Annotated in this window: 21 protein-coding genes; 12 read left to right on the top strand and 9 right to left on the bottom strand. The window is 32.8% G+C overall.

Translation table 11 applies throughout. The features are described 5' to 3' along the window. Nucleotides 1-2: 2 nt before the first annotated feature. A complete protein-coding gene (locus RC62_RS03845) occupies nt 3-560 on the bottom strand; it encodes a contractile injection system tape measure protein (RefSeq protein ID WP_055092764.1) in 558 nt (185 codons plus the stop codon). Between the two features lie 228 nt (nt 561-788). Here RC62_RS03845 and RC62_RS03840 point away from each other — a divergent pair, with 228 nt between their 5' ends. After that, nucleotides 789-1,373: a Crp/Fnr family transcriptional regulator gene (locus RC62_RS03840; RefSeq protein ID WP_055092762.1), complete on the top strand. Its 585-nt coding sequence runs from the start codon at nt 789-791 to the stop codon at nt 1,371-1,373. A gap of 85 nt (nt 1,374-1,458) precedes the next feature. Then, nucleotides 1,459-2,559 carry an SDR family oxidoreductase gene (locus tag RC62_RS03835; RefSeq protein ID WP_055092760.1) on the top strand — a complete coding sequence of 367 codons (1,101 nt, stop codon included), beginning with the start codon at nt 1,459-1,461 and terminating at the stop codon, nt 2,557-2,559. A gap of 90 nt (nt 2,560-2,649) precedes the next feature. Here the strand turns inward: RC62_RS03835 and RC62_RS03830 are convergent, their stop codons facing one another. Continuing rightward, complete coding sequence (locus tag RC62_RS03830; protein WP_055092759.1) at nt 2,650-3,054, bottom strand: winged helix-turn-helix transcriptional regulator; 405 nt, start codon at nt 3,052-3,054, stop codon at nt 2,650-2,652. Nucleotides 3,055-3,263: 209 nt separating this feature from the next. Here RC62_RS03830 and RC62_RS03825 point away from each other — a divergent pair, with 209 nt between their 5' ends. Together RC62_RS03825 and RC62_RS03820 are read left to right on the top strand one after the other, a co-directional pair. After that, on the top strand, nt 3,264-3,623 hold the full coding sequence (locus RC62_RS03825; RefSeq protein WP_262494062.1) for a nuclear transport factor 2 family protein: 360 nt from the start codon (nt 3,264-3,266) through the stop codon (nt 3,621-3,623). Between the two features lie 510 nt (nt 3,624-4,133). After that, nucleotides 4,134-4,517 (top strand): GreA/GreB family elongation factor, encoded by a 384-nt coding sequence (locus RC62_RS03820; RefSeq protein ID WP_055092757.1) that lies wholly within the window; start codon nt 4,134-4,136, stop codon nt 4,515-4,517. 84 nt (nt 4,518-4,601) lie between these two features. Here the strand turns inward: RC62_RS03820 and RC62_RS03815 are convergent, their stop codons facing one another. The 3 genes from RC62_RS03815 to RC62_RS03805 form a co-directional block, all read right to left on the bottom strand. Further along, nucleotides 4,602-6,143: a hypothetical protein gene (locus tag RC62_RS03815; protein ID WP_055092755.1), complete on the bottom strand. Its 1,542-nt coding sequence runs from the start codon at nt 6,141-6,143 to the stop codon at nt 4,602-4,604. 426 nt (nt 6,144-6,569) lie between these two features. Then, nucleotides 6,570-7,307 (bottom strand): hypothetical protein, encoded by a 738-nt coding sequence (locus tag RC62_RS03810; RefSeq protein ID WP_055092754.1) that lies wholly within the window; start codon nt 7,305-7,307, stop codon nt 6,570-6,572. A gap of 217 nt (nt 7,308-7,524) precedes the next feature. Beyond that, a complete protein-coding gene (locus tag RC62_RS03805) occupies nt 7,525-7,908 on the bottom strand; it encodes a hypothetical protein (protein ID WP_055092752.1) in 384 nt (127 codons plus the stop codon). A 529-nt stretch (nt 7,909-8,437) separates the two neighbouring features. Here RC62_RS03805 and RC62_RS03800 point away from each other — a divergent pair. Both RC62_RS03800 and RC62_RS03795 read left to right on the top strand, forming a co-directional pair. Then, nucleotides 8,438-10,672 (top strand): DUF6055 domain-containing protein, encoded by a 2,235-nt coding sequence (locus tag RC62_RS03800; protein WP_055092750.1) that lies wholly within the window; start codon nt 8,438-8,440, stop codon nt 10,670-10,672. A 289-nt stretch (nt 10,673-10,961) separates the two neighbouring features. Further along, a complete protein-coding gene (locus RC62_RS03795; protein ID WP_055092968.1) occupies nt 10,962-11,990 on the top strand; it encodes a rod shape-determining protein in 1,029 nt (342 codons plus the stop codon). Nucleotides 11,991-12,158: 168 nt separating this feature from the next. On the opposite strand, the gene RC62_RS03790 is transcribed toward RC62_RS03795, so the two are convergent. Beyond that, nucleotides 12,159-13,496, bottom strand: a complete 1,338-nt coding sequence (locus RC62_RS03790; protein WP_055092747.1) for a lytic transglycosylase domain-containing protein — start codon at nt 13,494-13,496, stop codon at nt 12,159-12,161. 424 nt (nt 13,497-13,920) lie between these two features. Here RC62_RS03790 and RC62_RS03785 point away from each other — a divergent pair, with 424 nt between their 5' ends. Next, nucleotides 13,921-14,556: a GNAT family N-acetyltransferase gene (locus tag RC62_RS03785; RefSeq protein ID WP_245176774.1), complete on the top strand. Its 636-nt coding sequence runs from the start codon at nt 13,921-13,923 to the stop codon at nt 14,554-14,556. A gap of 65 nt (nt 14,557-14,621) precedes the next feature. On the opposite strand, the gene RC62_RS03780 is transcribed toward RC62_RS03785, so the two are convergent. Further along, the gene (locus RC62_RS03780; RefSeq protein WP_157472345.1) at nt 14,622-15,410 is read right to left on the bottom strand and encodes a hypothetical protein; all 789 of its coding nucleotides are present in this window, start codon (nt 15,408-15,410) and stop codon (nt 14,622-14,624) included. A 330-nt stretch (nt 15,411-15,740) separates the two neighbouring features. On the opposite strand from RC62_RS03780, the gene RC62_RS03775 reads away from it, so the two are divergent. From RC62_RS03775 to RC62_RS03755, 5 genes are all read left to right on the top strand, one after another. Further along, nucleotides 15,741-16,262, top strand: a complete 522-nt coding sequence (locus RC62_RS03775; protein WP_055092743.1) for an RNA polymerase sigma factor — start codon at nt 15,741-15,743, stop codon at nt 16,260-16,262. 46 nt (nt 16,263-16,308) lie between these two features. Beyond that, entirely contained in the window at nt 16,309-16,518 is a 210-nt protein-coding gene (locus RC62_RS03770) for a hypothetical protein (RefSeq protein ID WP_055092740.1), read from the top strand. Beyond that, nucleotides 16,503-17,372 carry a FecR family protein gene (locus RC62_RS03765; protein WP_245176773.1) on the top strand — a complete coding sequence of 290 codons (870 nt, stop codon included), beginning with the start codon at nt 16,503-16,505 and terminating at the stop codon, nt 17,370-17,372. The genes RC62_RS03770 and RC62_RS03765 overlap by 16 nt, the downstream gene beginning before the upstream one ends. 102 nt (nt 17,373-17,474) lie before the next feature. Continuing rightward, entirely contained in the window at nt 17,475-20,093 is a 2,619-nt protein-coding gene (locus RC62_RS03760; RefSeq protein WP_055092738.1) for a TonB-dependent receptor, read from the top strand. Between the two features lie 4 nt (nt 20,094-20,097). Then, nucleotides 20,098-20,937: a DUF4249 family protein gene (locus RC62_RS03755; RefSeq protein ID WP_055092737.1), complete on the top strand. Its 840-nt coding sequence runs from the start codon at nt 20,098-20,100 to the stop codon at nt 20,935-20,937. Nucleotides 20,938-21,030: 93 nt separating this feature from the next. Here the strand turns inward: RC62_RS03755 and RC62_RS03750 are convergent, their stop codons facing one another. Then, on the bottom strand, nt 21,031-21,474 hold the full coding sequence (locus RC62_RS03750) for a hypothetical protein (protein ID WP_157472341.1): 444 nt from the start codon (nt 21,472-21,474) through the stop codon (nt 21,031-21,033). Nucleotides 21,475-21,498: 24 nt separating this feature from the next. Further along, complete coding sequence (locus tag RC62_RS03745) at nt 21,499-24,783, bottom strand: chemotaxis protein CheB (RefSeq protein WP_055092733.1); 3,285 nt, start codon at nt 24,781-24,783, stop codon at nt 21,499-21,501. Between the last annotated feature and the right edge of the window lie 77 nt (nt 24,784-24,860).

The following is a 24,860-nucleotide window of genomic DNA, read 5'->3' as shown; positions in this document are numbered from 1 at the left end:
TATTAAACCCATGTTACATACAAAGGTTTATTCATCCATGGATATTTTATAACTGAAAAAGAAAATGGCGATCTGCTTATTAACACATCATAAGCCTTGCGTTCTAATACAAGTTCCCATTTATCATCTAATTCTGAAAGTAAGCCGTCCCTAATAAGCCAATTGCTCCTAAAACCTTTAATAGAAGATTGGCCAATTGCTGTCCAGTAAGAAACCATTGCTTGAATTAATCCCTCTATAAGGTTTTTATTTTCGTTTGAAGGTTCAATCTTTTCGGGTACACTATCGGTAGGAGACAAACCGCACAATATTTTATTGAGCATTAAATTCACCTCTTCAGTTTCAGTTGATCCGGTCACAACATATTGTAAATACTGTACAGCATTTTTTTGATTTTCTAAACTGGTAAACTTTTTATCGTGAGTTAGTTGAAGTCTTTCAAAGAGCATAGTAATATAACTATTTAGAAGTACGATTCCTGCATTATTTATCTTATTTTTACTTGAAATTTCGCCATTTACCAATACTTTTACTGGTTTATTCTCAGGAGATTTTTTCATTTTAGCGTGTGTGAGTTAGAATGTATAAATAGTATAAAAATAAGGATCTTTTGTTCACACGTTATAAGTATTTATACCTGATCTTCAGTTTTATTGAATCTTCTGTCGAATTGATTTATTAGAGAACTCAAACCGTATGTTGCTATTGTTAATTATGGATCAGGAAAGTTGAAAAATAAATAGTATACCTTTGTAATACGTCATAATTTATAAAGTAAATATTTTAAAATGTACGATATAATTTTTAAACATCTCGAAGAGAAAGTCCCGTTAACACAAGCTGAAAAAGAACTCATCAAGACTTTTTTTAAACCTAAAAAAATAAAGAAAAAACAATTTGTGGTTGTTGAAGGTCATGTTTGTAATTATCTGACATTTGTTTCGAAAGGACTTTTAAAAGCTTATAATGTTGATGATAAAGGCAATGAACATATCAATCAGTTTTCGCCTGAAGGTTGGTGGACATCAGATATGAGCAGTTTTTTTAGCGGAGGAATTTCCTTTTACAGTATTGATGCAATGGAGGATTCAGAAGTTTTACTGATTACGAGAGAAGATTTTGATAACCTAACACTACAAGTTCCTGTAATGGACCGGTATTTTCGTCTGCTTTTTCAAAATAGCCTAATCACAAAAGAGAGAAGGCTGATAAGCTCGCATACACATACTGCCGAAGAAAAATACAGACATATTACAGAGAATAATCCAGATTTAATGAAGCGCATACCACAAAATTTATTGGCTTCATATCTTGGACTTTCTCCGGAAACCCTGAGCCGTCTTAAAAAGAATATAATTTTTGACCCCAAATAATTGATTTGGATCAAGTGAATTTCTTGTTTCAGGTCATCTTTCTGAATATGGTTTGTAAAGTAATTTTGAAAAAAATAAAGTACTTATGAATTCTCAAAAATCACCAATACAAGAAAGAGCCGGAAATATAGCTTTAGTAGTTGGCGCAACCGGTATTGCAGGAAGTAATCTTGCAGAAAAACTTCTGGAAAAAGGATGGACTGTTTATGGACTTTCCCGAAATCCGAAAAAAGATAGTAAAGGTTTAAAGCTCATTGCTGCAGATTTACTTAATACTGAATCATTAAAAACTGCGTTAATTGATGTTTTGCCTACACATGTTTTTTTTACAACATGGATGCGAAATGATACCGAAGAGGAAAATATCAGGGTGAATAGTGCTTTGATTCGAAATTTATTAAACGTATTAGCTCCTAAAAAATCTGTACAGCATGTTTCATTGGTTACAGGTTTAAAGCATTATTTAGGACCTTTTGATGCTTATGCTACAGCAGGAACTTTACCTGAAACGCCTTTAAGAGAAGAGCAACCTCGTTTAAACCTGCCTAATTTTTATTATGCACAGGAAGATGAAGTATATGAAGCCGCTGCCAGAGATGGTTTTACCTGGAACATACACAGACCTCACACATTGATTGGTAAAACCATTGGTAATGCCATGAACATGGGGACAACATTAGCTGTTTATGCCAGTATTTGCAAGCAGGAGGGAACTCCGTTTATATGGCCGGGTTCTGAGGCACAATGGAATGGCATATCTGATGTAACTGACGCTAAAGTTCTGGCAGATCAGATTATCTGGGCTGCAACAAATCCTGATGCACATAACGAAGCTTTTAATATAACAAACGGAGATGTTTTTAGATGGAAATGGCTGTGGCCAAAAATAGCCGAATGGTTTCAAATAGAATTTGAAGGATATAATGGAACCATAAAACCACTTGAAACAGTATTGAATGAAAAAAATTTGATCTGGAAATCAATTGCCAATCAACACCAATTAATAGAAGGTGAATTAGCACAGTTGGCATCTGCATGGCATACAGATCTTGATTTAGGCCGTCCTTTAGAAGTTATGACAGATATGTCGCGAAGCAGAAAATTGGGTTTTGCGACTTATAAAGATACCAAAGATTCCTTTTTTGAATTGTTTGCTCAATTAAGAAATGATAAAATAATACCTTAAATTAATTAGATAATTGGGTAATTAAAAAATTAGATAATTTAAACAAAAGGACGGTTTTTTAAAAACCGTCCTTTTGTTTTTATAATAAAATTAAATTTTAGATACTGATGAAACATCACCTGAACGATCACTTCTGATTTTTTGACGATGCTGAATTCCCCATCTTGTCATAGCTCCCACAAGTTCTTCGAGAGTGTGGCTGTAGGGGAGCAGTTCGTATTCTATTAGAACGGGATATCCTACAGAAACTTTTTTAATGATAAAACCATTCAATTCCAGTTCCTTAAGTTCACTCGACAAAACCCGCGCAGAAATTCCGGTAACTTGTCTTTGCAGTTCACTAAATCTATTATTTCCTCTTGCCATCGCTATTATAATCATTAGCTTCCACTTACCGCCAATAGCATACAAAGCATCACTTACAGCTGCCAGCATTGAGGTGCATTCTGTAGAGAATTCTTTGGTCATTTCCGGTTTTTCTATTTCGTTTTTCATGTATGGGTTTTAAAAAATTACCTGATAACCTTTTAGTAACTAGTAATAAAATGTAAGCAAATATAAATTAATTTTGAATCTGTAAATCATTTACAACAAAGATTTTCCGAATATTAAATACAAAATTATGACACTAGAAATTTTAAGAACAAAAGAAGAATTAAGACTACTAATAGATGCATATGCAAGTTTAAGGCGACGAAAAAAGGATTGCTGAACAAATGAGCGTTTTTACACCGGATATCGTGTATCAGGTTTATATGAATGACTTTTTAGCAGCAAATGTTTCCGGAAGAGATAATCTGGAAAAAGAATTTAGCGGACACGCTGCTCAGATAAAGACTTATTTTACACTAAACGGACAACATAACGTTGAAATAGACGGAGATACAGCAAGTGGTGTTTCTTTTTCTCAGATAAAAATGATAAGAGAATCTGAAGGTAAAGATATTCTAACAGATTACAGCGTTAAATACGTCGATAAATATGTAAATGAAAAGGGGAAATGGCTTATAAAAGAGCGTACAGGTTATTTTATAATTGTAGAATCCAGAGTAGTTGGTAATTAGATCATTAGGCAATTAGATAATCAGATAATTTTAAAATATTCTAATTACACTATTTGATACTTGAATTAATAAACAAAGGAGGGTCTTTTAAAGATCGTCCTTTTTATTTTTCGATTTATAAACTCTAATATATTTTGTCTTATAATGTTATGCTTGTATTTTTTAGGGGTTTTTCTTTCAGTAAAAAAGGGCTATATTGCGCAATATTAAAAGCGAATATAATAATGACTATTTCAAATTTTTATTTAACAAATAATCACTTGATGCGCCTTATGGGCACGTTATTGTATCTGCATGACGATACTTTCTTAAAAAGCTCTAAGGAGTTTATTTATTAAGCCCTGTCAAAACTCTAGACAGGGATTCTTTCATCCAGACCGCTCATTTATTTTAATCTTCAATTTTCATTGGGATAGGATATCATTGCAATCAAAATTACAAAAGAGCTATAAACGATTCAATGAAGAGTTATTATCTTAACTATGAAATAGGAGAAGCAAACAGAAAGTTATGTCACAAGTACAAAATATCATTTTAACAACAGGAATATACGATTTAATTAAAGATCACGTAAGAAGAAAAAAAGTTACAGTAGAAGAAGAAGTATTATTGCTTCATGAACTTAAAAAAGCCACACAGGTATTAAGAAGAGATTTACCGGAAGATATTGTTTCTGTAAATCGAAGAGTAACTTATAAAGATTGTGCAACCAATGAAGAAAAAACGGTTGTGTTTGTAGGTCCTGAAAAAAATAAAGTAAGCAAAAATAGAATTTCTATCCTTTCTGATGAAGGTATAGCAATGGTAGGATATAAAGAAGGTAATGTTGTAGAATGGCCTGCTAAAAAAGGAAATCTAAAACTTGAAATACTAAAAGTAGAAGAAGTAGCTTAAGATACTTCTTAAATTAAAAACATCCCATAAAGAAAGTTTCTTTATGGGATGTTTTGTTTTTATGAAAACTCGTTTTTTATTTTTTTAATTGTCACAGAAAGAACCTATTTGCTGTAAATGTCTTTCGGTTTGATATTTATTAAAGTTATCCCATTTAGGCGGAAAACTTGTTTTTTGTCCGTACATAGCATCAAGACAAATATTGTTGTCTTTATACATATCATGTAAAACGGCCAGAATTTTAAAGAAAAATTCATCTAATAAAACGATCGCTTCAAATTCTGATTTAAGTGTATTGTAATTAGCGTGTGACGGATTTAATAGTTGCAATAAATCTAAAACCTCCTGTTTTTCTTCCGCATTAATCTCTGTAGAATATCCCATTTTTAAAGTTTTAAAAACAAGATTATTCCAGGCTTTGCTGTCATGCGCCCATTGTACATCTGGAAGATTCAAAGAATGCTCACAAATTAGGATAATAGAAAAAAGTACATCATTAAGGTATTCTGCCGGAAACTCATCAAAGCTTCTGAATTCAAAACCACTTTGGTACATTTTTTCCTGATTAAAGTCAAGACCTAATTCAGAAAGCATTTCATACTCCATATCTGCTTCGATCTGATCTCGCCACCAAATATTTTCTTCTTTTCCGAATTTCAGTAATTTTCTAAAATCATCTACATTATAAGTAAGGATTTTGCCTTTTGGCATTGCCTTATTATAAGTTCCTACACCTATATATCGTGACATGGCGTTACGCATAGATCCAAGAGTGAATTTTTTATCCAGACTGTATTTATCGCTTATTACGCCCATAATATCCGGACTACCAAGAGTTGCAATAAAGAAAGGTTCAAACCATTGCAGCAAATAAATAGCATTGGCATGTGTTTTTTCAAATTCATTATAATCTACAATCCTGCTGTCTTCTGTTAATGATGGTAAAGTAATGTGAAAATGGTACGTTCCGTTATTGAACAAAACCAGGTTTTCCTGATTGGTCATGAACATATTAAGCCCGTTGTTGTAATCCGGAAAATTTAATTTTCCGTTTAAAACGGATGATTCATTGATTTTATCAAGGAATAATTTTTTCGTAGCCTTAAGTTCTTTGCAGGATTCGGCGATTGTTCTGTTTTCAAAATATTTGGTTACAAACTCGATAGAATCACCATCAAAATGTACAGAACCCATTGTTTTGTTTCTTTGGGTAATCATGCTTTGAATATTATAAGGCTGATCTTCAAGGAAAAGTTCCATGATTGATTTTCCTAAATATTCAGGATTTTCAGTAGGTTGCGCGCTTACCTCACCAGTTTCGGTATCAATTAATGGTTTTATGGGCGCGATTGTTTTGTGTTGATAGTTGATATCCAGTTTTTCCAGCGAATGACTGTTCATCATTCGGCTTACTTTATAGTTTTCGTTAATATCAAAAGCTTTTTTCAAAATAGGAGCTAAGCTTTCCGGTTTATAACACTTTCTATAATCAATACTGTATTTCTCAAAACCAATTTTTTCTTGTATAAACTCACCAGAAACTATTAGGGATTCTTCAAATTGCATGTAGGTTTCGTTTTCCAATCCTATTCCCCAATAATATTTTTTTGTCTGATTGTCTTTCATTTATACTTACTTTCTTTTTTAAGGTTATTTAATTCTAAAGTTATTTTTATTCGGAAATACAAAATCCAATCTGTTAAAATAAGAGACAGGAAACCTATAACGGATTAAGCATATTTTGCCTCCATTATAAAAGTTTTCGTTTACTTTTAAAAATATAGGAATTTATATTTTAGATTTTTTGCACTTTTATCGACTGAAAGTTCAATTAAGAAGTAAAATTTTATAAAAGGCTTATAAAATTACTAGCGTTATTAATCACTTTTGTATCAATAATTTAAGCATGAGAATAGCTAAATCACCACTTTTGCTGTTCCTGTTTTTTCTAAGTTGCAAAAGTAGTTTTTTATTATGTTATTTCCAAGTGGTTAACTTGTTGATAATCAATATTTTTTTTTGAATGTTTATACAATTCCGATAATTGTATTTTTATTCGTGATAATAAAACACGTGTGAAGAATATAATTCGTCATTCCACCAGTCTTTTCTAACCTCTGCAAAATAGTTATAATTTAGCTTTCCGGCCTGTGATTGCAAGGGATAAACCACTACGCCATTCTCACGGTATGCCTTATACAAATTAGTTTCAGGAACAACGGGAACAATATGCCCGGAAAGTCCTTTTTCTCTTCTTTTGGCGCAAATTATTCCAATTCCGCCATTTGTATTTACTTTATTTTGAATTTCATCTACAGTAAACATTCTTTTCCAGCCAAAACTAACTCCCCATTCTAAGAACCAATCGTGTATGGCACTGGAATAAATGCGGTCTACCGTTTGCTCAAAAACAGGCTCAACTTCTTGTTCTTCTAAAACTTTTTCAAGAGATTCCGGTGTCCACCAAACCGTAGGAAGATAGACTTTAGAAAAATAGCAATAGTCATACGAATATACATTGCAATACGTGTCTTCTACAGTTCTTTGATATCTCAGGTTTTTTTCAACATCAAGTTTATCAATTAGTCGGCCAATACTTTCTTTTTTAGTTGTAGCATTTGTCAAATCTCTAAACGGAATGCTCGAATCCCAGATAGGTTTTTCTTTCTTTTCCATAGAATCAAGCTGAGATTCCGGATCCGGTAATAAATCAGCTTTTTTTATTTTACTATTCGGTATTGTATTATCATCTAAGGGTAACGATGCTACTGATACAGTATGTTTTTCCATCTTGACTGCTTAAAATTAATTGACTTAATGTTGCTATAATCGCTTTGTTGCACAACATAATTTGGTCGACCACGGCGTAAATGTAAGGATTTTAAGTTTCTTAAGAGTTTTAGAAAAAGACAAATTATAGAAAGTATAGCTAATAGTACTGCTTTTTAGATACAAAAAAGGCATACTCAAAGTATGCCTTTTTTATATTGAATTTATGATAATATGGTTATTCCTGATCTTCGTCAGTTTTATTATCCTTTTTATCACTGCTGTTCACTGAATCTTTAGAAACGTTTTTATGCTGATCTTCAGTTTTTTCTGAACTGCTATTTGAATTGTTTTCAAAATCATTTCCCAGGTTTTTAAGATCTTCAATATATCCTTCCTTATATTGGTAAGGATCTTCGTCCCTGGCATAATTATCAGTATCTACCAGTGTATTCTGGTCTATATAATCAGGATCACTTTCTCCAAATTCAGTTGTTTGTTCTGTAGGTGCTTTGTGTGTATATTGATCTTCGCTTTGAATGTTATTTCCGTCAACTAGCGTATTTTGATCAATAAAATCAGGGTCTGTATGACCATATTCGTTGTTGTTTTGCTTTTCCATAACGCTATTTTTTTAGTTAATTCTATATTTATTTCCAGTAATCCATCATCTCTTTTTTATGATATATGAATCTAAAGTTACTTTTTACAGGCGTGTATTTTACAAATTTACTTAAGAGGTCTGTGGTTTTTATTACAGAAAAATAATTTAGAGTTGCATAATTAGTAGGTAAAATATCTGTACTATTTAGCAATAAATATGCGGTTCTAAATACTTGTATTTTTTTAAAATTTACATTTCATCGTATTAATTTGCACTTAGTCGATTTATTTTTCTTTTATTATTCATATTAATACGTATATTCGCAACTTTTATTTTTAAATGTTGCATTTACATTTAAATTTTTTTGGATTGTTTTAAAGCAACATTCATAAGTGTTTTTGATTACTAATTAGAGACGGTTTTAATTTATCAGGTGGGGATTGTATTTGCAGGTTAGTTTGCAAGGCAGGAGAGGGATATTATAAGTGTCTTAATTATGCAGTAAAAAGATTTTTAATAAATACGTAACCCCCAAATAAGTTAATATATGAAAAAACTTTTCTTACAAGTCGTCCTTTTTCTTTGCAGTTATATTGCAATTGGACAAAAAACGCTGTTCACACCTACGGAATGGAGTAACCCCAACAATGAATTTTATAACAATGTCTCGAATACAAGAAAATACGAGTCGACAAATTTTGTGCTCTATTGGGGCGATAAGGTAGGTACTAATCCTGCAGCATATGCTGATGCTACATTGCGATTTACGCCTAAATCTGTTGCAGATACTCTTGAACACAGTTTTAAGCGATACATAAATGATTTGAAATTTATCAATAATGCGCCAACAACAAATTTTGGTAAGTACAAAATCATTATTATGATGATGAATACCTGGAACTCTACAGATCCGCGTTTGGAGGCCTTTGCGCAAGCCAGTTCTTTTAGTAATACTATTGGCGCCATGTTTGTGCATCCTCAGGCAACTAAAGATGGCGGTGCATTATCACATGAGTTTGCTCACACGCTTCAAATGATGATGAGTATTCAGGAAAATCCGGGCAACGGAACTGCTTTTGCCGGTTATGACTGGGCAAGTCCGTTTTACGAAGGCCATGCTAATTTTATGCGTGCTCAGGCTTATCCGCAATGGGCAGAAATAGACGGAACCTTAACAAGATGGATACAAACCAGACATTTTATGTGGTCTTCTAATCGTCATCATTACACTAATTTTCATTTGATGTATTATGTACAGGAAAAAGAAGGTTTTGATTTTACGAGAAGAATGTGGGCTGAATCTAAAAATCAGGAACATCCTCTTGAAACCATCAAAAGGCTTAAAGGATTTACTCAGGAACAGCTCAACGATTATCTGTGGGGATATGCACAAAGACAACCTGCATTTGATTATCCTATTCAATGGAATTCTCAGATAAATGCAACGAGTAATTTTGGAAAAACAATTCGAAATACACACACTCTTATAAAAAATAATATGCCTCGATATACTAGCAGGCAATATACATTACTTACAAAAGTCGAAGGTACCACAGATCAATATTATACAAACAATGACTGGGCACCACAGGATTACGGAATGAATATAATCCCTTTATACCCAACTTGTGCGGGAACTCAAAAAAAAGTAAGTATAAAATTTAAAGGTCATACTGAAGTAAACCCAACACAGGCTGGCTGGCGTTATGGTTTTGTTACTACAAAAGCAGATGGCACCGTATCTCGTTACAGTCCAATGTATAACACAGATGGTGAAGCATCATTTGATCTTAATACAACTACCGAATCAGGGATTTTTCTAGTTGTATTTTCGGCTCCAAAAGTGCATGTGAACTATAATATGGATGTGGGTTATCCTAAACAAAGAAGATATCCTTATGAACTAAAAATTGCAAATGCCAATCCTGAAGGTTTTCAACCAGCGGCTGATTTTAGAAAATTCCTTAAAACAAATGGACGCATTCATAGCAACGGCGGAGGATGGGTATCTAATAGTGCCAGTGTTGCAGCATCTGTTTACGTTGGACCATATGCAATTGTAAGACGCGGTACGATTTCAGGAAATGCGCGTATCGATGGATATGCAATGGTTGATGGAGGTACTATAAGCGGTAGCGCAATTGTAAGGGACAATGCATGTGTATATAATGCTACTTTATCAAGTAATGCTATTGTAGAAGGAAATGCCTGGATGGAAGGTGGTTCTGTTGCAAATACAGCAAATATTAAAGGAAATGCTATGTTGTTTGCCGGAAATTTTGGAGGATCAGTTGTTGTGGGCGGTGACGCAGAAATAGGAAGCTGTTCTACGGCAGGTGTTTATCTTCAGTTTCCTTATTGGAGAAACGGCAGGGCAGAATGTGATGGTAAAGGTGCTAACGATGTTTCTAATATTGATATAAATCCTGCTTTTACAAATTTCCCGGCAGCAACGATGGCTTTTAGTAGCACGCCAACTTGTACAACAACAGCAACATTAAGTTCTGTGAACTCAATTCTGGATTCAGAGGTTGATTTGAGTGTTTACCCTAACCCAACATCAGGAAACATAAACATTTCGTTTATGCAGACTGATTTGCAAAAGGTTACGATTTCATTATTTGATATTAACGGACGCAAATTAAATGTGATCGCCAACCAGACTTATGAAATTGGCAGAATTGATATTCCGTTCAATTGCAGCCATTTAGTAAAAGGAGTTTATTTATTACGTATCCAGACCGGAAATACTATAGTAAATAAATCATTTATTAAGCAATAGCAATATAATAAATTAAAAAAATCAGCCCTTTCAATTGTATTTTGAAAGGGCTTTTTTTTGATTACATTATTTTTAAATTACGAAACATATAATCCCCTCATATTTTCTTTAAGAAAAATTTAGGATTGTTTTTTTATTCAAAAAAGGTTAGTACTTAATAGATTTTGTATGCTGATATACAATAACTTAAATATTGTGACAAATAAGAGATTTTTATAGCTACATTCGATTTTTGTTATTTGCAGAGAATAAAACAACAATAATCAACGTTCTTAAACAAAACTATATTATGGGCTTATTTGATTTTATGATAGTGGAAATAGCTATGGATTTGGGAACTGCGAATACTTTAATAATTTATGACGGAAAAATAGTAGTAGACAGTCCTTCGATTGTAGCCAGGGATATTAGAAACGGAAAAATTATTGCCGTTGGTAAAGAGGCAAGTTTAATGCAAGGTAAAACACACGAAAATATTAAAACCATCCGACCTCTTAAAGATGGGGTTATTGCAGATTTTGATGCATCAGAAAAAATGATCAGCTGGTTTATAAAAAACATACCAGAACTAAAGAAAAATTTTTTTACTCCTGCATTACGAATGGTGGTATGTATCCCCAGTGGAATTACGGAGGTTGAAATGCGAGCAGTAAAAGAGTCTTGTGAACGTGTAAATGGTAAAGAAGTATTTTTAATTCATGAACCTATGGCCGCGGCTATTGGTATTGGTCTGGATGTGATGCTGCCAAAAGGAAACATCATCGTAGATATTGGAGGTGGAACTACAGAGATTGCGGTAATTGCCCTTGGCGGAATTATTTGTGATAAATCCATAAAAATTGCAGGCGATGTTTTTACCAATGATATCCTGTTTTACATGCGTACACAGCACAATTTGTATATTGGGGATGCTTCTGCAGAAATGATAAAAATTGAGGTTGGTGCTGCTACTGAAGAACTGGAATATCCACCGGAAGATATTATGGTTCGCGGAAGGGATTTGCTTACGGGCAAACCTAAAGAGGTGAGGATTACTTTTAGGGAAATTGCAAGAGCACTCGATAAATCTATCCTTCGAATTGAAGATGCTATTATGGTAACGCTTTCGATGACACCGCCGGAACTTGCTGCAGATATTTATAATACAGGACTTTATCTGGCAGGAGGAGGAGCAATGCTTCGTGGTCTCGATAAAAGAATTTCACAAAAGACAGATTTACCCGTTTATATTGCCGAAGATCCGTTGAGAGCTGTGGTTAGAGGAACCGGTATTGTCTTAAAAGATATACCAAGATATCGAAGTGTATTAGTAAAATAAACGCATTACCAAATTTTAGAAAATAGCAAACCCGACAGTTTATTCTGAGAATATCAGACTGTCGGGTTTATTTATGGAACTCGTTATAATCAGATTGTTTAAATTCATGCACGCTTTTGGGGAAAAGTTTGCACAAAAGAAATTTGACTACAGATTCCTGTATGTATGCTAGTTTGTTACTTTCAAGTTTTTGCCCAGTGCAAGTAAATCTCCGTTTATCTTGTTCCACTTTTTTAAGTCAGAGACAGAAACAGCATATTTTCTTGCAATACTGCCCAAAGTATCTCCTTTTTTTATGGTGTAATACTTTGTTTTTTCAAACGTTGCGGTTTTTTTAGAACTTGTAGTTTTTGCAGCAACAGCTGTAGAAGTATAAATTGGTTTTTCACGCAATCCGGATTGATGTGCTGCATAGGCGTAAATTTTATCTTCGTTTAAAGTAAAAACCGCCACTTTATCCTGAGGCAGTCTCAAATAATGGTTTTGATTGTCATAAACCGGAATAACATTTAGCTTATAAGATGGGTTTAACAATTCGAGTTGTGCTATTGGAATATCAATCAAATCAGAAATTTGTTTAAAACTCATTTTCTTTTTAATCATTATCGTATCGGTAGCAAAATGTTTTACTAATGCTTTTTCGGGCTTAATACCGTGTTCAGCATGGTATTCATAAAGATACATCGTAGCAAGAAAAGCAGGAATATAACCTTGTGTTTCCTTAGGAAGTTGTTTCCTGATGTTCCAGTAATTTTTTTGTCCGCCTGAACGGTTAATTGCTTTAGAAACATTTCCGGGCCCTGAATTGTAAGCGGCTAAAACCAGGTCCCAGTCACCAAAAGCTTTATACATACTTGTCATATATTTCGCCGCAGCTTCAGTTGATTTTAAAGGATCATGACGCTCATCAACATACGAATCTATTTTTAGTTTATATTGTTTTCCGGTATGAAACATAAATTGCCAAAGTCCGGTAGCGCCCATTTTTGAAACTGCTTTTGGATTTAATGCAGATTCAACTACGGCAAGATATTTTATTTCCAACGGAATATTTTCCTTTGTTAATGCTTCTTCAAATAGTGGGAAATAATATTCAGAAATAGCCATTAATCGTCCAAATGATTTTTTTCGATATTTAAGAAACGACTTGATAACATTTTCAAGTTGTGGATTGTATTCAATATTAAAAGGAGATTTAGCATTCATTGCAGCCAGTCTCGCTTTCAGTACTTCTGTAGGTAGTTCTAAGTCAACTTTTTTATCTGTTGTACTATTTTCAATATCAGAAGAAAGAGCATTAAAATTGTTTAAACTCGTTAATTCACTCATCCATAAACTATCAACACGTGCTGTCATATTATTTTTGACAAATGTCTTTTTTATAGAATCCAGGTAAACATTCTTTTTCTCTATTGCTTTGATTCCTTTGTTTTGGGCAACTGCCTGTGAAAAAAACGGAATTAAAAACAAGATATAAAAGTAACGAGTGATTTTTTTATTTATCATATTTCAAAAAGTTAATGTATTGATGCCTAATTGATTGCTTATGTAAAAAGCTTTTTATCAGACCGATGCAAAAATAGTATTCATTGTTTCTTATAATGACCAGTATAAGTTGTAAAACTATCATTATCAGGTTTTTGTTTTTCGATACTTTTAGAAAATATAAAGGCAAACAGCTATTTTCTTATCTGGATTTTCAGCGAAAAACTATATTTTATAAACTGCATCAAAATGATAAAATCGTATCATTTTGATAAGAATCGTAAAAGGTGAGAAATAGTAATTATTGTCCAAAAATGCCAGTATAGAAGGTTGTAATACCTATAAGCTGGGATCTGCAATGGTTTGGTATGTAATTTGAAAATATGCTTTTGTATTCCGAACCCTGGATATTTATTAATAATAAAACCGGAAGTACTGTAAACTAATGAAAACCCAACAACTTGCTAAAGATTTTTATAGACCTGTTTCATTTTCAGAAAAAACAACCTTATTAATCAAAAATAAAACACTGGAAGAATCAACTGATTTTACGATTGAAATTGCCAATATAAACCATATTTCCTGGCTAAAAGAAATTTGCGAAGTCACATTATCATCTGCTACAGCTCGTGGAACAGGTATTTCTGCTCGACCTGTTGAATTACTTGAAGAAAAAATGAAAAATGGTGATGCGATTATTGCTTTTTCATCAGATGGGAGATGGGCAGGCTTTTCTTTTATCTCTTCCTGGAATAACGGTAAATATGTTTCTAATTCCGGATTGATTGTTGCGCCACAATTCAGACATACAGGACTTGCAAAAAACATTAAGAGAAAAATTTTTGAACTAAGCCGTCAAAAATATCCTGACGCCAGTATCTTCAGTCTTACTACTGGTCTGGCCGTAATGAAAATGAACCACGAACTTGGTTTTGAACCTGTGACTTATTCTGAATTAACCACCGATGAACTTTTCTGGGACAACTGTAAATCGTGTATCAATTGCCCAATATTAATCAGTAAAGAAAGAAAAAACTGCTTGTGTACAGCAATGCTTTATAAGCCTAAAACACAAAAATAAAAAAGAAGAAAAAATAAAAAATCCCATTTGTTATAAATGGGATTTGAATTTTATATGTTACCAAATTATCTTTTAGTTTGTTTGATAATTTCCTGTAATGTTAACCATTTTTCATCTTTTATGTTGAGGTTTCCGCTTTCTTGCGTGTGATGTCCGGTAAAAAAAAGTACCGGCATTATTTTTTGAAATTCAGGATCATATTCTTCATTTCCATCCCTGATTATTTGATGGTTTAAAGAGCAGAATAATTCAATATCAGTTCCGTTTTTTCGTGCTGTTATATTTTTTACATCCCATGAATAACCCCAATATTTTTTATTATTTTCAATTATAACCGGATTAATATAAAGTAATGTCCTGTCTTTTCCTGTTGTTAAATTTTGATCCGTAATAGTGTAGTCCGCGCCATCTTCGTCTCCGTTTGTTTCAAACATTTCAGGTTCAGGGTCATTATCTAAATTTATAAACCAGCGATAATGAAAACCATCGCCATAATATTTTACTTTTTTTATTGTTTTGTATTCAGATGAAATCCAGTATTCATTTCCAATTCCTAACGTGTCTATTGCCGTTTTACAAATATAATCAGCAATTTTATCACCAGTAAAATCAATACTTTCTACACTTTCAATTTCTTCTTTAATACATTTTCTAAGTTCATTTGTAGCAGGTATTTTTTTTGTCTTTATAAAATAAACAGCTGTTTTTGATGAATCTTCACCTTTAGCTTCAGTATTTTTTGTTTCTTGTTTTGTGTTGTCTGTCTTTACAGAATTATTTTTTTGTCCTGAAGTATCTTTGCACGAAATTAAAAGTGCCATTAAAATAAATAATAGTAAAAATTTCTGTTTCATTTGCAGGTTTTTAAAAATGTTTCCGGTTTTAACGCGCTCTTTTTGATAGGTTTCGTGTCTTTTTAACTGAATCAAAAATAGCAAAAAAAGAATTAAGTTTTGGTACTTAAAAAATCAAAAACAAACCTGTTTTAATCGAAATGTTAAAGATGAAAATGTCATTTTTTCAGACTATATTTTTTAAGTTCGGTTATCTTTGAATAAAATTTCTGTTCTTTGCCTCTTAAATTTTTATCAAAAAAAGGTAACTAAGTCTACGTTTTAACGACTAATTTAAAATACAATATTATTAAGTAATTTAAGTTAAGACTAATCATCGTATTAACGTTTATGGACAACAAGAAGTTTATTTTAAGTTTAAAAAAAGGTAATGAGTCAGCTTTCAAGGAAGCTTATCTCAAGTACTACGATAAACTGATAAACATTGCCAGACGATTTGATTTTACTGTTCTGACCCCACAAGACTTTGTTCAGGAAACTTTTTTAAGACTTTACAACAAAAGGGAATTACTTAATGAAGAGGTTTTATTCGATAAACAATTGTTTACCATTTGCAAGAATATAATTCTAAATCATGTGAACAGGGAAAATAGAATAATTCAGCTTGATCCGGAGTTCGAAAAAATGGAACCTGAGGATACAGAAACAATAATTTTTGAAGAAAGAAAAGAAAAACTCCATAATTTCATTAATCTTCTTCCGGAGCAGCAACAAAAAATATTTACTTTACATAAACTGGAAAACCTTAGCTATAAGGAGATTGCAGCAATAACAGATCTTTCTGAAAAGACAATTGCCAATCATATTTATCTTGCCAGTAAATTTATTCGAAAAAAAATCGAAGAGCATTAGGAACTTTTGTGTTCTCGTTTGTTATACTAATAAACAGAAACATAAAATGCATATTGAGTCTTATAAAACTGATGTTACAACCAAGGAAGATGCAAACTTTATTGTAGTGCTTCTGCAGTTTATTATTTCTGATTGTATCATGAATTTTGATTTGGATAATAATGATCGTATTCTAAAAATCGAAACCAACCGTGATATTAAAGAAATGGTTTACGGTGTTTTTAATAAACAGGGATTTCATTGTCAAAAACTTTAGTATCAAAAGATATGGACGAAAAGAAAATAGAAGAAGAGTTAAAAAAAATCTGGGGCGAAACTCCCATTTCTCACTCAGATAGTGAGAAGGAGCTTTCATGGCAAGAATTTCAATCAAAAGCATTCTCTTCAAAAAAGAAGAAGTTTAAACCATGGCGTTATTATGCCGCTGCGGCCGTATTGATTTTTGCTCTTGTTGGGACTGGATTATATTTTAATAATTCTCCTTTAAGTACAGAGATTAAGCTTACAGAAAATGTAATTGAAAATACGACTTCAATAGTTAAGTATGTTGCTTTGCCGGATAGTTCAAATGTGGCATTGAGCCCGAATTCTAAAATTAGTTATGCCAATAATTTTGCTGTCAATAGAAAAGTTGAAGTTAACGGAGAAGCTTATTTTAAAGTTAAAAAAGACAAAAAACATCCGTTTCAGGTTTTTTGCAATGAAACGACAACTACTGTATTAGGAACTTCATTTACCGTTGCAGAAAATAATCGTAAAGAAGTCACTGTAGCACTTTATGAAGGAAGTGTAGAAATGACGGTAAAAGACCAGAATAAAAGCTGGATATTAAAACCGGGCGAAAAATTCACCTATTATAATAAAATAGCTTTAGTAGCTGATTTTAGCAGGTTTATAGATTTTGAGAATGAAAAATTAAGTGTTTTAAGCACTTATATTGAGACCAATTATGGCTATCACGTGACAATTCCGCAGGAATATTATAACCAGAGAATTACGGTGAGAATAAATAAAAAAGAAGATCTAAAAACGATAATACAATTAATATCAGAAATGTATAACCTTAATTATGAAGTAAATGAAAATTTAAAACAAATTACTTTTCAATAAAGAAAAGAAAAGGATGTCCTAGCCGCGAAACTAAACATCCTTCCCATATTCAGGATAGTATAAAACTATCACAATCAATAATAATCAAAAATACAAAATTTCATGAAGCATATAATTTCAGCATGCTTTTTTTTATTCAGTTTGTCTGTGTTCTCCCAGAACATTACCGTAACGGTAGATCAAACGGTAACATTAAAAGAATTTTTTAAACAAATTGAAAATCAAACCGACTTTAAATTTGCTTTTACAGATCAAATAAATACAGATCAAAAATACTTTACAAAAAAGCATACCTATAAAAATATCAAAATAGAAGATCTTGTAAATGAACTAAATACAAACGCATCTATTCAATTCTCGATAGTAGGGAATAATATCTTTGTGAAGAAAAAAGGGTCTAAAACTGCTACAGCTAAAAAAAAAAGCAGGTTAACCGGACAGGTTCTGGACGACAATAGAGAAGAAGTTATTGGTGCAAATGTTTACATCAAGGAAACCGGTACGGGCACTACAACAGACAAAAACGGAATGTTTTCTATAGAATTGGATAAAGGAACTTATACTGTTTTGATTAGTTATATTGGACTAAACAATAAAGAAAGACAAATTGAAATTACGGATGATGCAAGGATCAATTTTATCATGGATTCTGACAGTCAGGAATTAGAGCAGGTAATTATAACCACAAGCAAAGCCGTTGATGTTAAGAATACTCAAATGAGTGTAAATAAGCTTTCGATGGCCGAGATTAAAAGACTGCCAACCGCGATGGGTGAGCCGGATCCTTTAAAATCATTGCTGACATTGCCCGGAGTTACGAATGCAGGCGAAGCTTCATCCGGTTTTAATGTTCGTGGTGGTGCGGCTGATCAAAATTTGATTCTTTTAGATGGCGCTCCGGTATACGGGGATTCTCATATGTTTGGATTTTTCTCTATTTTTAATGCAGATGTTGTCAGCGGATTAGAGTTGTATAAAGGCGGGATTCCGTCTAAATTTGGTGGGCGCGTTTCCTCCGTTCTTGATGTTAGCCAGCAAACCGGAGATCTTACGGATTATAAAGTAAATGGTGGTATTGGTCTTATATCAAGCCGACTTTTGGTGCAAGGTCCTTTAAAAAAAGATGTTGGTTCGTTTATTATTGCAGGACGTGCTTCTTATGCGCATCTATTTTTAAAACTTACTGACATTAAGAGTTCAGTTATGTTTTATGATATTAATGCCAAGTTCAATTATCGTTTGGGAGCAAATAATACAATTGCTTTTTCCGGATATATGGGAAATGATTTATTCGATATTAATAATTTCTTTGCCAGTACGTACGGTAATACTATGGGGACACTTAGCTGGAAACATAAATTTTCAGACAAGTTAAATACGAACCTTTCTGTTTTTTACAGTGATTATAAATTTAATCTGCAAATACCATTTCAAAAATTTGAATGGGACAGTAAAATCAGCAATTATGGTTTAAAGTACAACTGGAATCATACGATATCAGACAATTTTAAACTTAACTACGGTATTGATGGTTTATATTATGATTTTAATCCGGGAACTGTACAGCCTTATGGTGTAGATTCTCAGTTTAATTATAATCAATTGGATAAAAAATATGCTTTGGAAACTTCTGCATATCTGGATGTTGAAAATCAGGTTACAGAAAAACTGAATCTTCGTTACGGACTTCGTTACAGCACGTTTTATCGTTTGGGTAACGAAACGATCAGCACGTACGAAAATGGAGAATCAGTTGTGTATAATCCGTTATATCATATTTATGAAGAAGCGACACCAACCGGAAGTAAATATTACGGAAAAGGAAAAACGATCAGCAGTTTTAACAATTTTGAACCTCGATTGGCATTATCATATGCTTTTAATGATGAAACTTCAGTAAAAGCAAGCTACAACAGGATGGCGCAATACATTCATATGTTGTCTAACACGCGTGCGCCGTTGCCTATGACCATCTGGACGCCAAGTGGTCCTTTTACAAAACCACAAATGCTGGATCAATATGCAGTAGGATATTTCAAAAATTTTATGGAACGTGAGTATTCTTTTGAAGGAGAATTATTTTATAAAAATATAAAAAACCGTATCGATTATATTGATGGGGCAAATCTATTGGGGAACAATAATATTGAACAGGATATCCTGACAGGAAAAGCCAGATCATATGGTATGGAATTATTATTCAGAAAAAATACCGGTCGTTTTACAGGATGGATTTCGTATACGTTATCTAAAGCTGAACAAAAAACACCAGGAAGAACAGCTGAAGAGCCAGGTATTGCCAATGGAGATTGGTATTTATCAGGATATGATAAATTGCATAATTTAAATATTACTGCAAATTATGATTTTAATCCTAAATGGTCCTTTAATGCTAATTTCACCTTACAATCAGGTCAGCCGGTAACATATCCAAACGGTTATTATGAATTTGGCGGAAGAAATATACCAAATTATACCTTAAGAAATTCGAACAGACTTCCTGCATATCATCATTTGGATGTTGGTGCAACTTACACGCCTAAACCGGATAAAAAGAAAGGATGGCAAAGCTATTGGGTATTTAGCATTTATAACCTTTACAACAGGCAAAATGCTGCATCGATGACGTTTTCTCAAAATGATAATACAGGAGCAAATGAGTCCAGACAGCTGTCTATTTACGGATTAGTTCCCGGAGTTTCTTATAATTTTAAATTTTAATACTATGTTGAGATTAAAAAAATACAATTTTAAAAATAGAGCATTTACTTTATTTAGTCTTCTTTCTGTTTTGCTTTTTTTATCCTGTGACAAGCTTGTTGAACTTGATTTAGAAACTGGAGATCCTAAAATAGTGATCGACGCTGAGATAATTTGGGAAAAAGGAACGGACGGCAGCAAGCAAACGATAAAAATAAGCAGAATGGCCGCTTATTACAGTCCTGATACACCAAAAGTTTCAGGAGCGCAGGTAAGAGTTGAAAATAATGATGGAACCGTTTTCAGGTTCAACGAATCTGAGCCTGGTTTATATGTCTGTAATAATTTTGTTCCTGTACTTAATATGGAATACAAATTATTTGTAGATGTTGATGGTCAAAGTTTAACAGCTACTGAAAAATTAACTTCTGTGACCCCAATTGAAAAAATAGACCAGGAATTTATGGCTGATATAACAGGACCGGACCTTCTTGTGGTCACATTTTATTATAAAGATCCGGCCGATCAGGCTAATTATTACCTGACAGATTATAAAGCTGATTTTATGCCTTATCCGGAATACACGGTTACAAGTGATGAATTTGTTAACGGCAATGAAATAAATGAAAAATTTACGGATACGGATTTAAAGCCGGGAAAAATTCTTGATATAACGCATCGTGGTATTTCTAAAAACTTTTATAATTATATGAATTTAATTTTAGAAGCAGCAAATTCCAACCCTTTTGGTGCAGTAACGGGCAATATAAGAGGAAATATTATCAATACTACTGATACTAACAATTTTGCATTAGGTTATTTCAGGCTTTGTGAATCAAACCATATCTTGTATACAGTAAAATAAGAATTTAATTGAAGGTTGATTTGTAACTACATCTGGCATATAAATAAAGTATGTCAGGTGTATTTTTTTTATCTGACAAATTGAGGCATTTTTCTACACGGATTCCTTTTGCTTTTTAAGTTTAAGATCAATGAAGTTAATCCATTTGTCGTTTTCTTTGAGGAACCATTTTCCAATTAATTCGGTACTTTCATCATTAAATTTGCCTTCAAATTTCATAGTGGTACTTCTAATTTTAAAAATATTTTTAGTTAGATAACCAGTCATAGAACCACTTTTGCCTTTAGTATTATAGTATTGCATTTTCGCCCTTTTTGTAGTATTGGCAAGAGAAGTATTGGCAAGAGAAATAATTTCAAAAGTCTGACTTCTTTCATTTCCCATTTTTACATCAGCTTTATGCAGAATGTAGTTTCCGTTCAAAATATATTCATAAGTATCAATACCAATTAGTTCTGCATGATCCGGTAAAACAGTTCCTTTAGTTACCCAAATTCCAATAAGTTTACTAAAATTGCTTGTTTCTATTGTCTCCATATGATCCATTTTACGTTGATTATTTTATAGCTGCATGGGCAAATAAATAAAAAATACAGTTCCTTCATTTACCTTGCTTCTCACAGTAATAAATCCGTGATGATTGTCAATAATTTTTTTGACTAAAGTTAATCCAAGTCCACTGCCATGATATTGGTTGTTGCTGTGCAGGCGATAAAAAGGTTCAAAAATTTTAGCATCAAATTCCTGATCAAAACCAATCCCGTTATCACTAATAGAAATTCGGATATAATTAGTATCCTTGTTTCCTCCAATCTCCAGTATTTCATCAACTGAAGGTTTTTGAGTTTCAATTTTAATCTCAGGTATCACACCTTCTTTGGTATATTTAACAGCATTGAGAATCAAGTTGGTAAAAAGCTGTTGTATTTGATATGGTATTACCTTTAATTGTGGAAATGGGGCAATTTCAATTACAGCATTTTTTTCTAAAACAATATCTTTGATATCAGACATTGTTTTTTTTAAGAGCACATTCAAATCTGTTTTTTTATATTCTTTTTCTACAAAGTTTATTCGGGTATAGTCGATAAGATCAGCAATTAACTGACTCATATTCGTTACCGCAAATAAGATACGGTCGAGATTGTGCTTGCTTGTTTCTGACAGGTTTTTTTCATTATCGATAATTCGCTGGCAAAATATATGAATTTTACGAAGTGGTTCCTGTAAGTCATGACTTGCAGCAGAGCTAAACGTTTCAAGCTGTTCGTTGTATTTTTGTAATTCCTGATTTTTAATTGTAAGCTGTTCATTTGCAGTAACTACATCAGTAATATCTTCCAGTGCCAGAAGAATCATTCCGGCAGGTTTTGCATTTAAGATTCGTCTAGCATTTACCATCATGATTTTTTTACCAATTCCTTTGCACAGTGTATGAACCTGAAAATCTTCAATAGATGCTCTGTCTCCCAGCATTTTAACGATTAAGTCTTTAAACTCCGGAATATCCCATTGGCAATCTCCAATTTCAAAAAAAGAATGTCCTTCGGTTTCTTTTTCTGTCGTTTGAAAGTATTTGTAAAAAGAAGGATTGGCGCTTTTTACGAAAAAATCCCGGTCGATAATCAATAAAGGTTCGCGAATCGTTTTAAAGATGGATTCAGAATAATTTCTCATCGAGATCAATTGTTCCTGCCGGTCTACTAATTCATCATTAACACACATTAATTCCTCATTATTAGATTGCAGTTCTTCAGTTGAAGTTTCCAGTTCCTCATTCATCGCCTGCAACTCTTCACTGCTGCTTAATAATTCTTCATTTGTAGATTGTAGCTCTTCAAATGCCGTTTGCTGCTCTTCAGTTACGCGTTTGATATCTGCACGAAGCTGGGTCAATTCATTTTCCAGTTCAACGATTCGGTTTTGATTAGAATTTTTACTTGTGTTTTTGACTCCCTCTAAAGCAGCAAGAGGTTTTTTGTAAAAAAGAATCATTAAATACTCTTCGTTATCAGGAATCGAAACGATTTCAAACGAAGCTGTATAAGGCTGGTTTTTAACAATTAGATTCTCTTTAATGACATTTTTTTTATACTTTTTCATTTTTAAAATAGCATTCCGAAGTTCAAAACTTATCCCTTCACGTGCCATTTTCAGAATATTAAAATTGGGTTTTCCCGGCGATGGTAATAAATAGAAACTCGTATCTCCATGAAAATGTACAATTTCAAGCTGTTCATTTATAATAACACTTGCCGGCGTATATTGTAAAAATAAAATATCAGAGGCAATTTTTCTAAAATCAGATTCAGGCACATTCTTTTTTTCAAACGATTCTATTTCACTGTTTATACTTAAATTCAGTGGCTTAAAAGCCTCAGGCACATAACGTGTAAAGGCAGATTTACGAATGTATAGTTTCTCGTTTATGCCAATAGGTTCAAATAAACTGTGCGCACTGTTGGCAGTTTCTGATTTTCCAAGAAATAAAATTCCTTTTTCTTTTAGAGAATAATGAAAAGAACTCAATACTTTACTTTGCAAAAAAGGATTAAGATATATCAGTACATTTCTGCAGGATATTAGATTAATACGGGCAAAAGGCGGATCTTTTATAAAGTTATGCACCGCAAAAATGCACATTTCCCGTATTACCTTATTAACGTGATAATATCCGTCATGTTTTGTAAAATAATTTTGCAGTCTTGCAGTCGAAACCTGTTGTACATCCTGCACAGAATAAATTGCAGTTCTGGCTTTTGAAATAAATTTTTCAGAAATATCCGAAGCAAAAACCTGAACCTTTATATCCTTATTGTTTTTTTCGGCAAGAAATTCATGAATGCTTATGGCAATCGAATAAGCTTCTTCGCCTGTGGCACATCCTGCAACCCAAATACGCAAATTATTGTTTGATAGATTGTGAATCAGCTGCGGAAAAACTAAATTGGTTAAAGAGTCAAAAACACTTGTATCCCTGAAAAAATACGTAACTGGAATCAAAAAATCATTAAAAAGTAAATCTTGTTCAGTTTTGTCATTTCTAAGATAATAGTAATAATCTTCTAAAGTATTTTTACGGGATATAACCATTCTTCTGGAAATGCGACGTCTTATTGTAGGCCGTTTATAATTACTGAAATCATTTCCTGTCCTTAATAAAATGAGATTTGTAATCTGGTTTAGTATTTCCTCTTCATTCTTCAGCTCATGATCTTGTTCAGTGTAAGCATGATTGATTTTATAGCTTTTTTGAATCTCAACTAATTGTTGCGGTATTAGTTCAGGCGCAAGGACATAATCGACTGTATCTGCTTCAATAGCACTTTGCGGCATTCCTTTAAAAGCAGCAGTATCCGGATCCTGAGCGATTGTAACGCCACCAAGTTCCTTGATTTTTTTTAATCCAAAAGTACCGTCAAAAGCTGTTCCTGAAAGAATTATACCAATCGCAAAACTCTTATGAACTTGTGCCAATGATTCAAAGAAAATATCAATCGAGGCATTTTTTCTTTCGTTTCGGGTTCTGGGATGTATTTTCAGAATTCCGTCTTCTGCAATTAAATTCGTATTCTCCGGTATGATATAAATATGGTTTGGAGCCAGATTGATATCATTGATAATTTCATGTACCGGTATTGTAGTATGTGGTGATAAAATTTCAACCAAATTGCTGTGATGTTCCGGTGATAAATGCTGTACCAGTACATACGCCATTCCGGAATTGACTGGTATGGCATTTAATAATTTTTTAAAAGCATCCAATCCTCCGGCAGACGCGCCGATACCAACAACAGGAAAATCCTGTTTAGATTTTTTAGGTTCTTGATTGTCAGTTGGTTTCATGAGATTTTATTATTTGAATCAAAGTTATAATGTCTTTCATAATAATAAATGTTTATAAAATGGGAATCATATAAAAT

Source organism: Flavobacterium aquidurense, assembly GCF_001404985.1.
Taxonomy (GTDB): domain Bacteria; phylum Bacteroidota; class Bacteroidia; order Flavobacteriales; family Flavobacteriaceae; genus Flavobacterium; species Flavobacterium aquidurense_B.
This window is presented reverse-complemented; position numbering and strand designations above follow the sequence as displayed.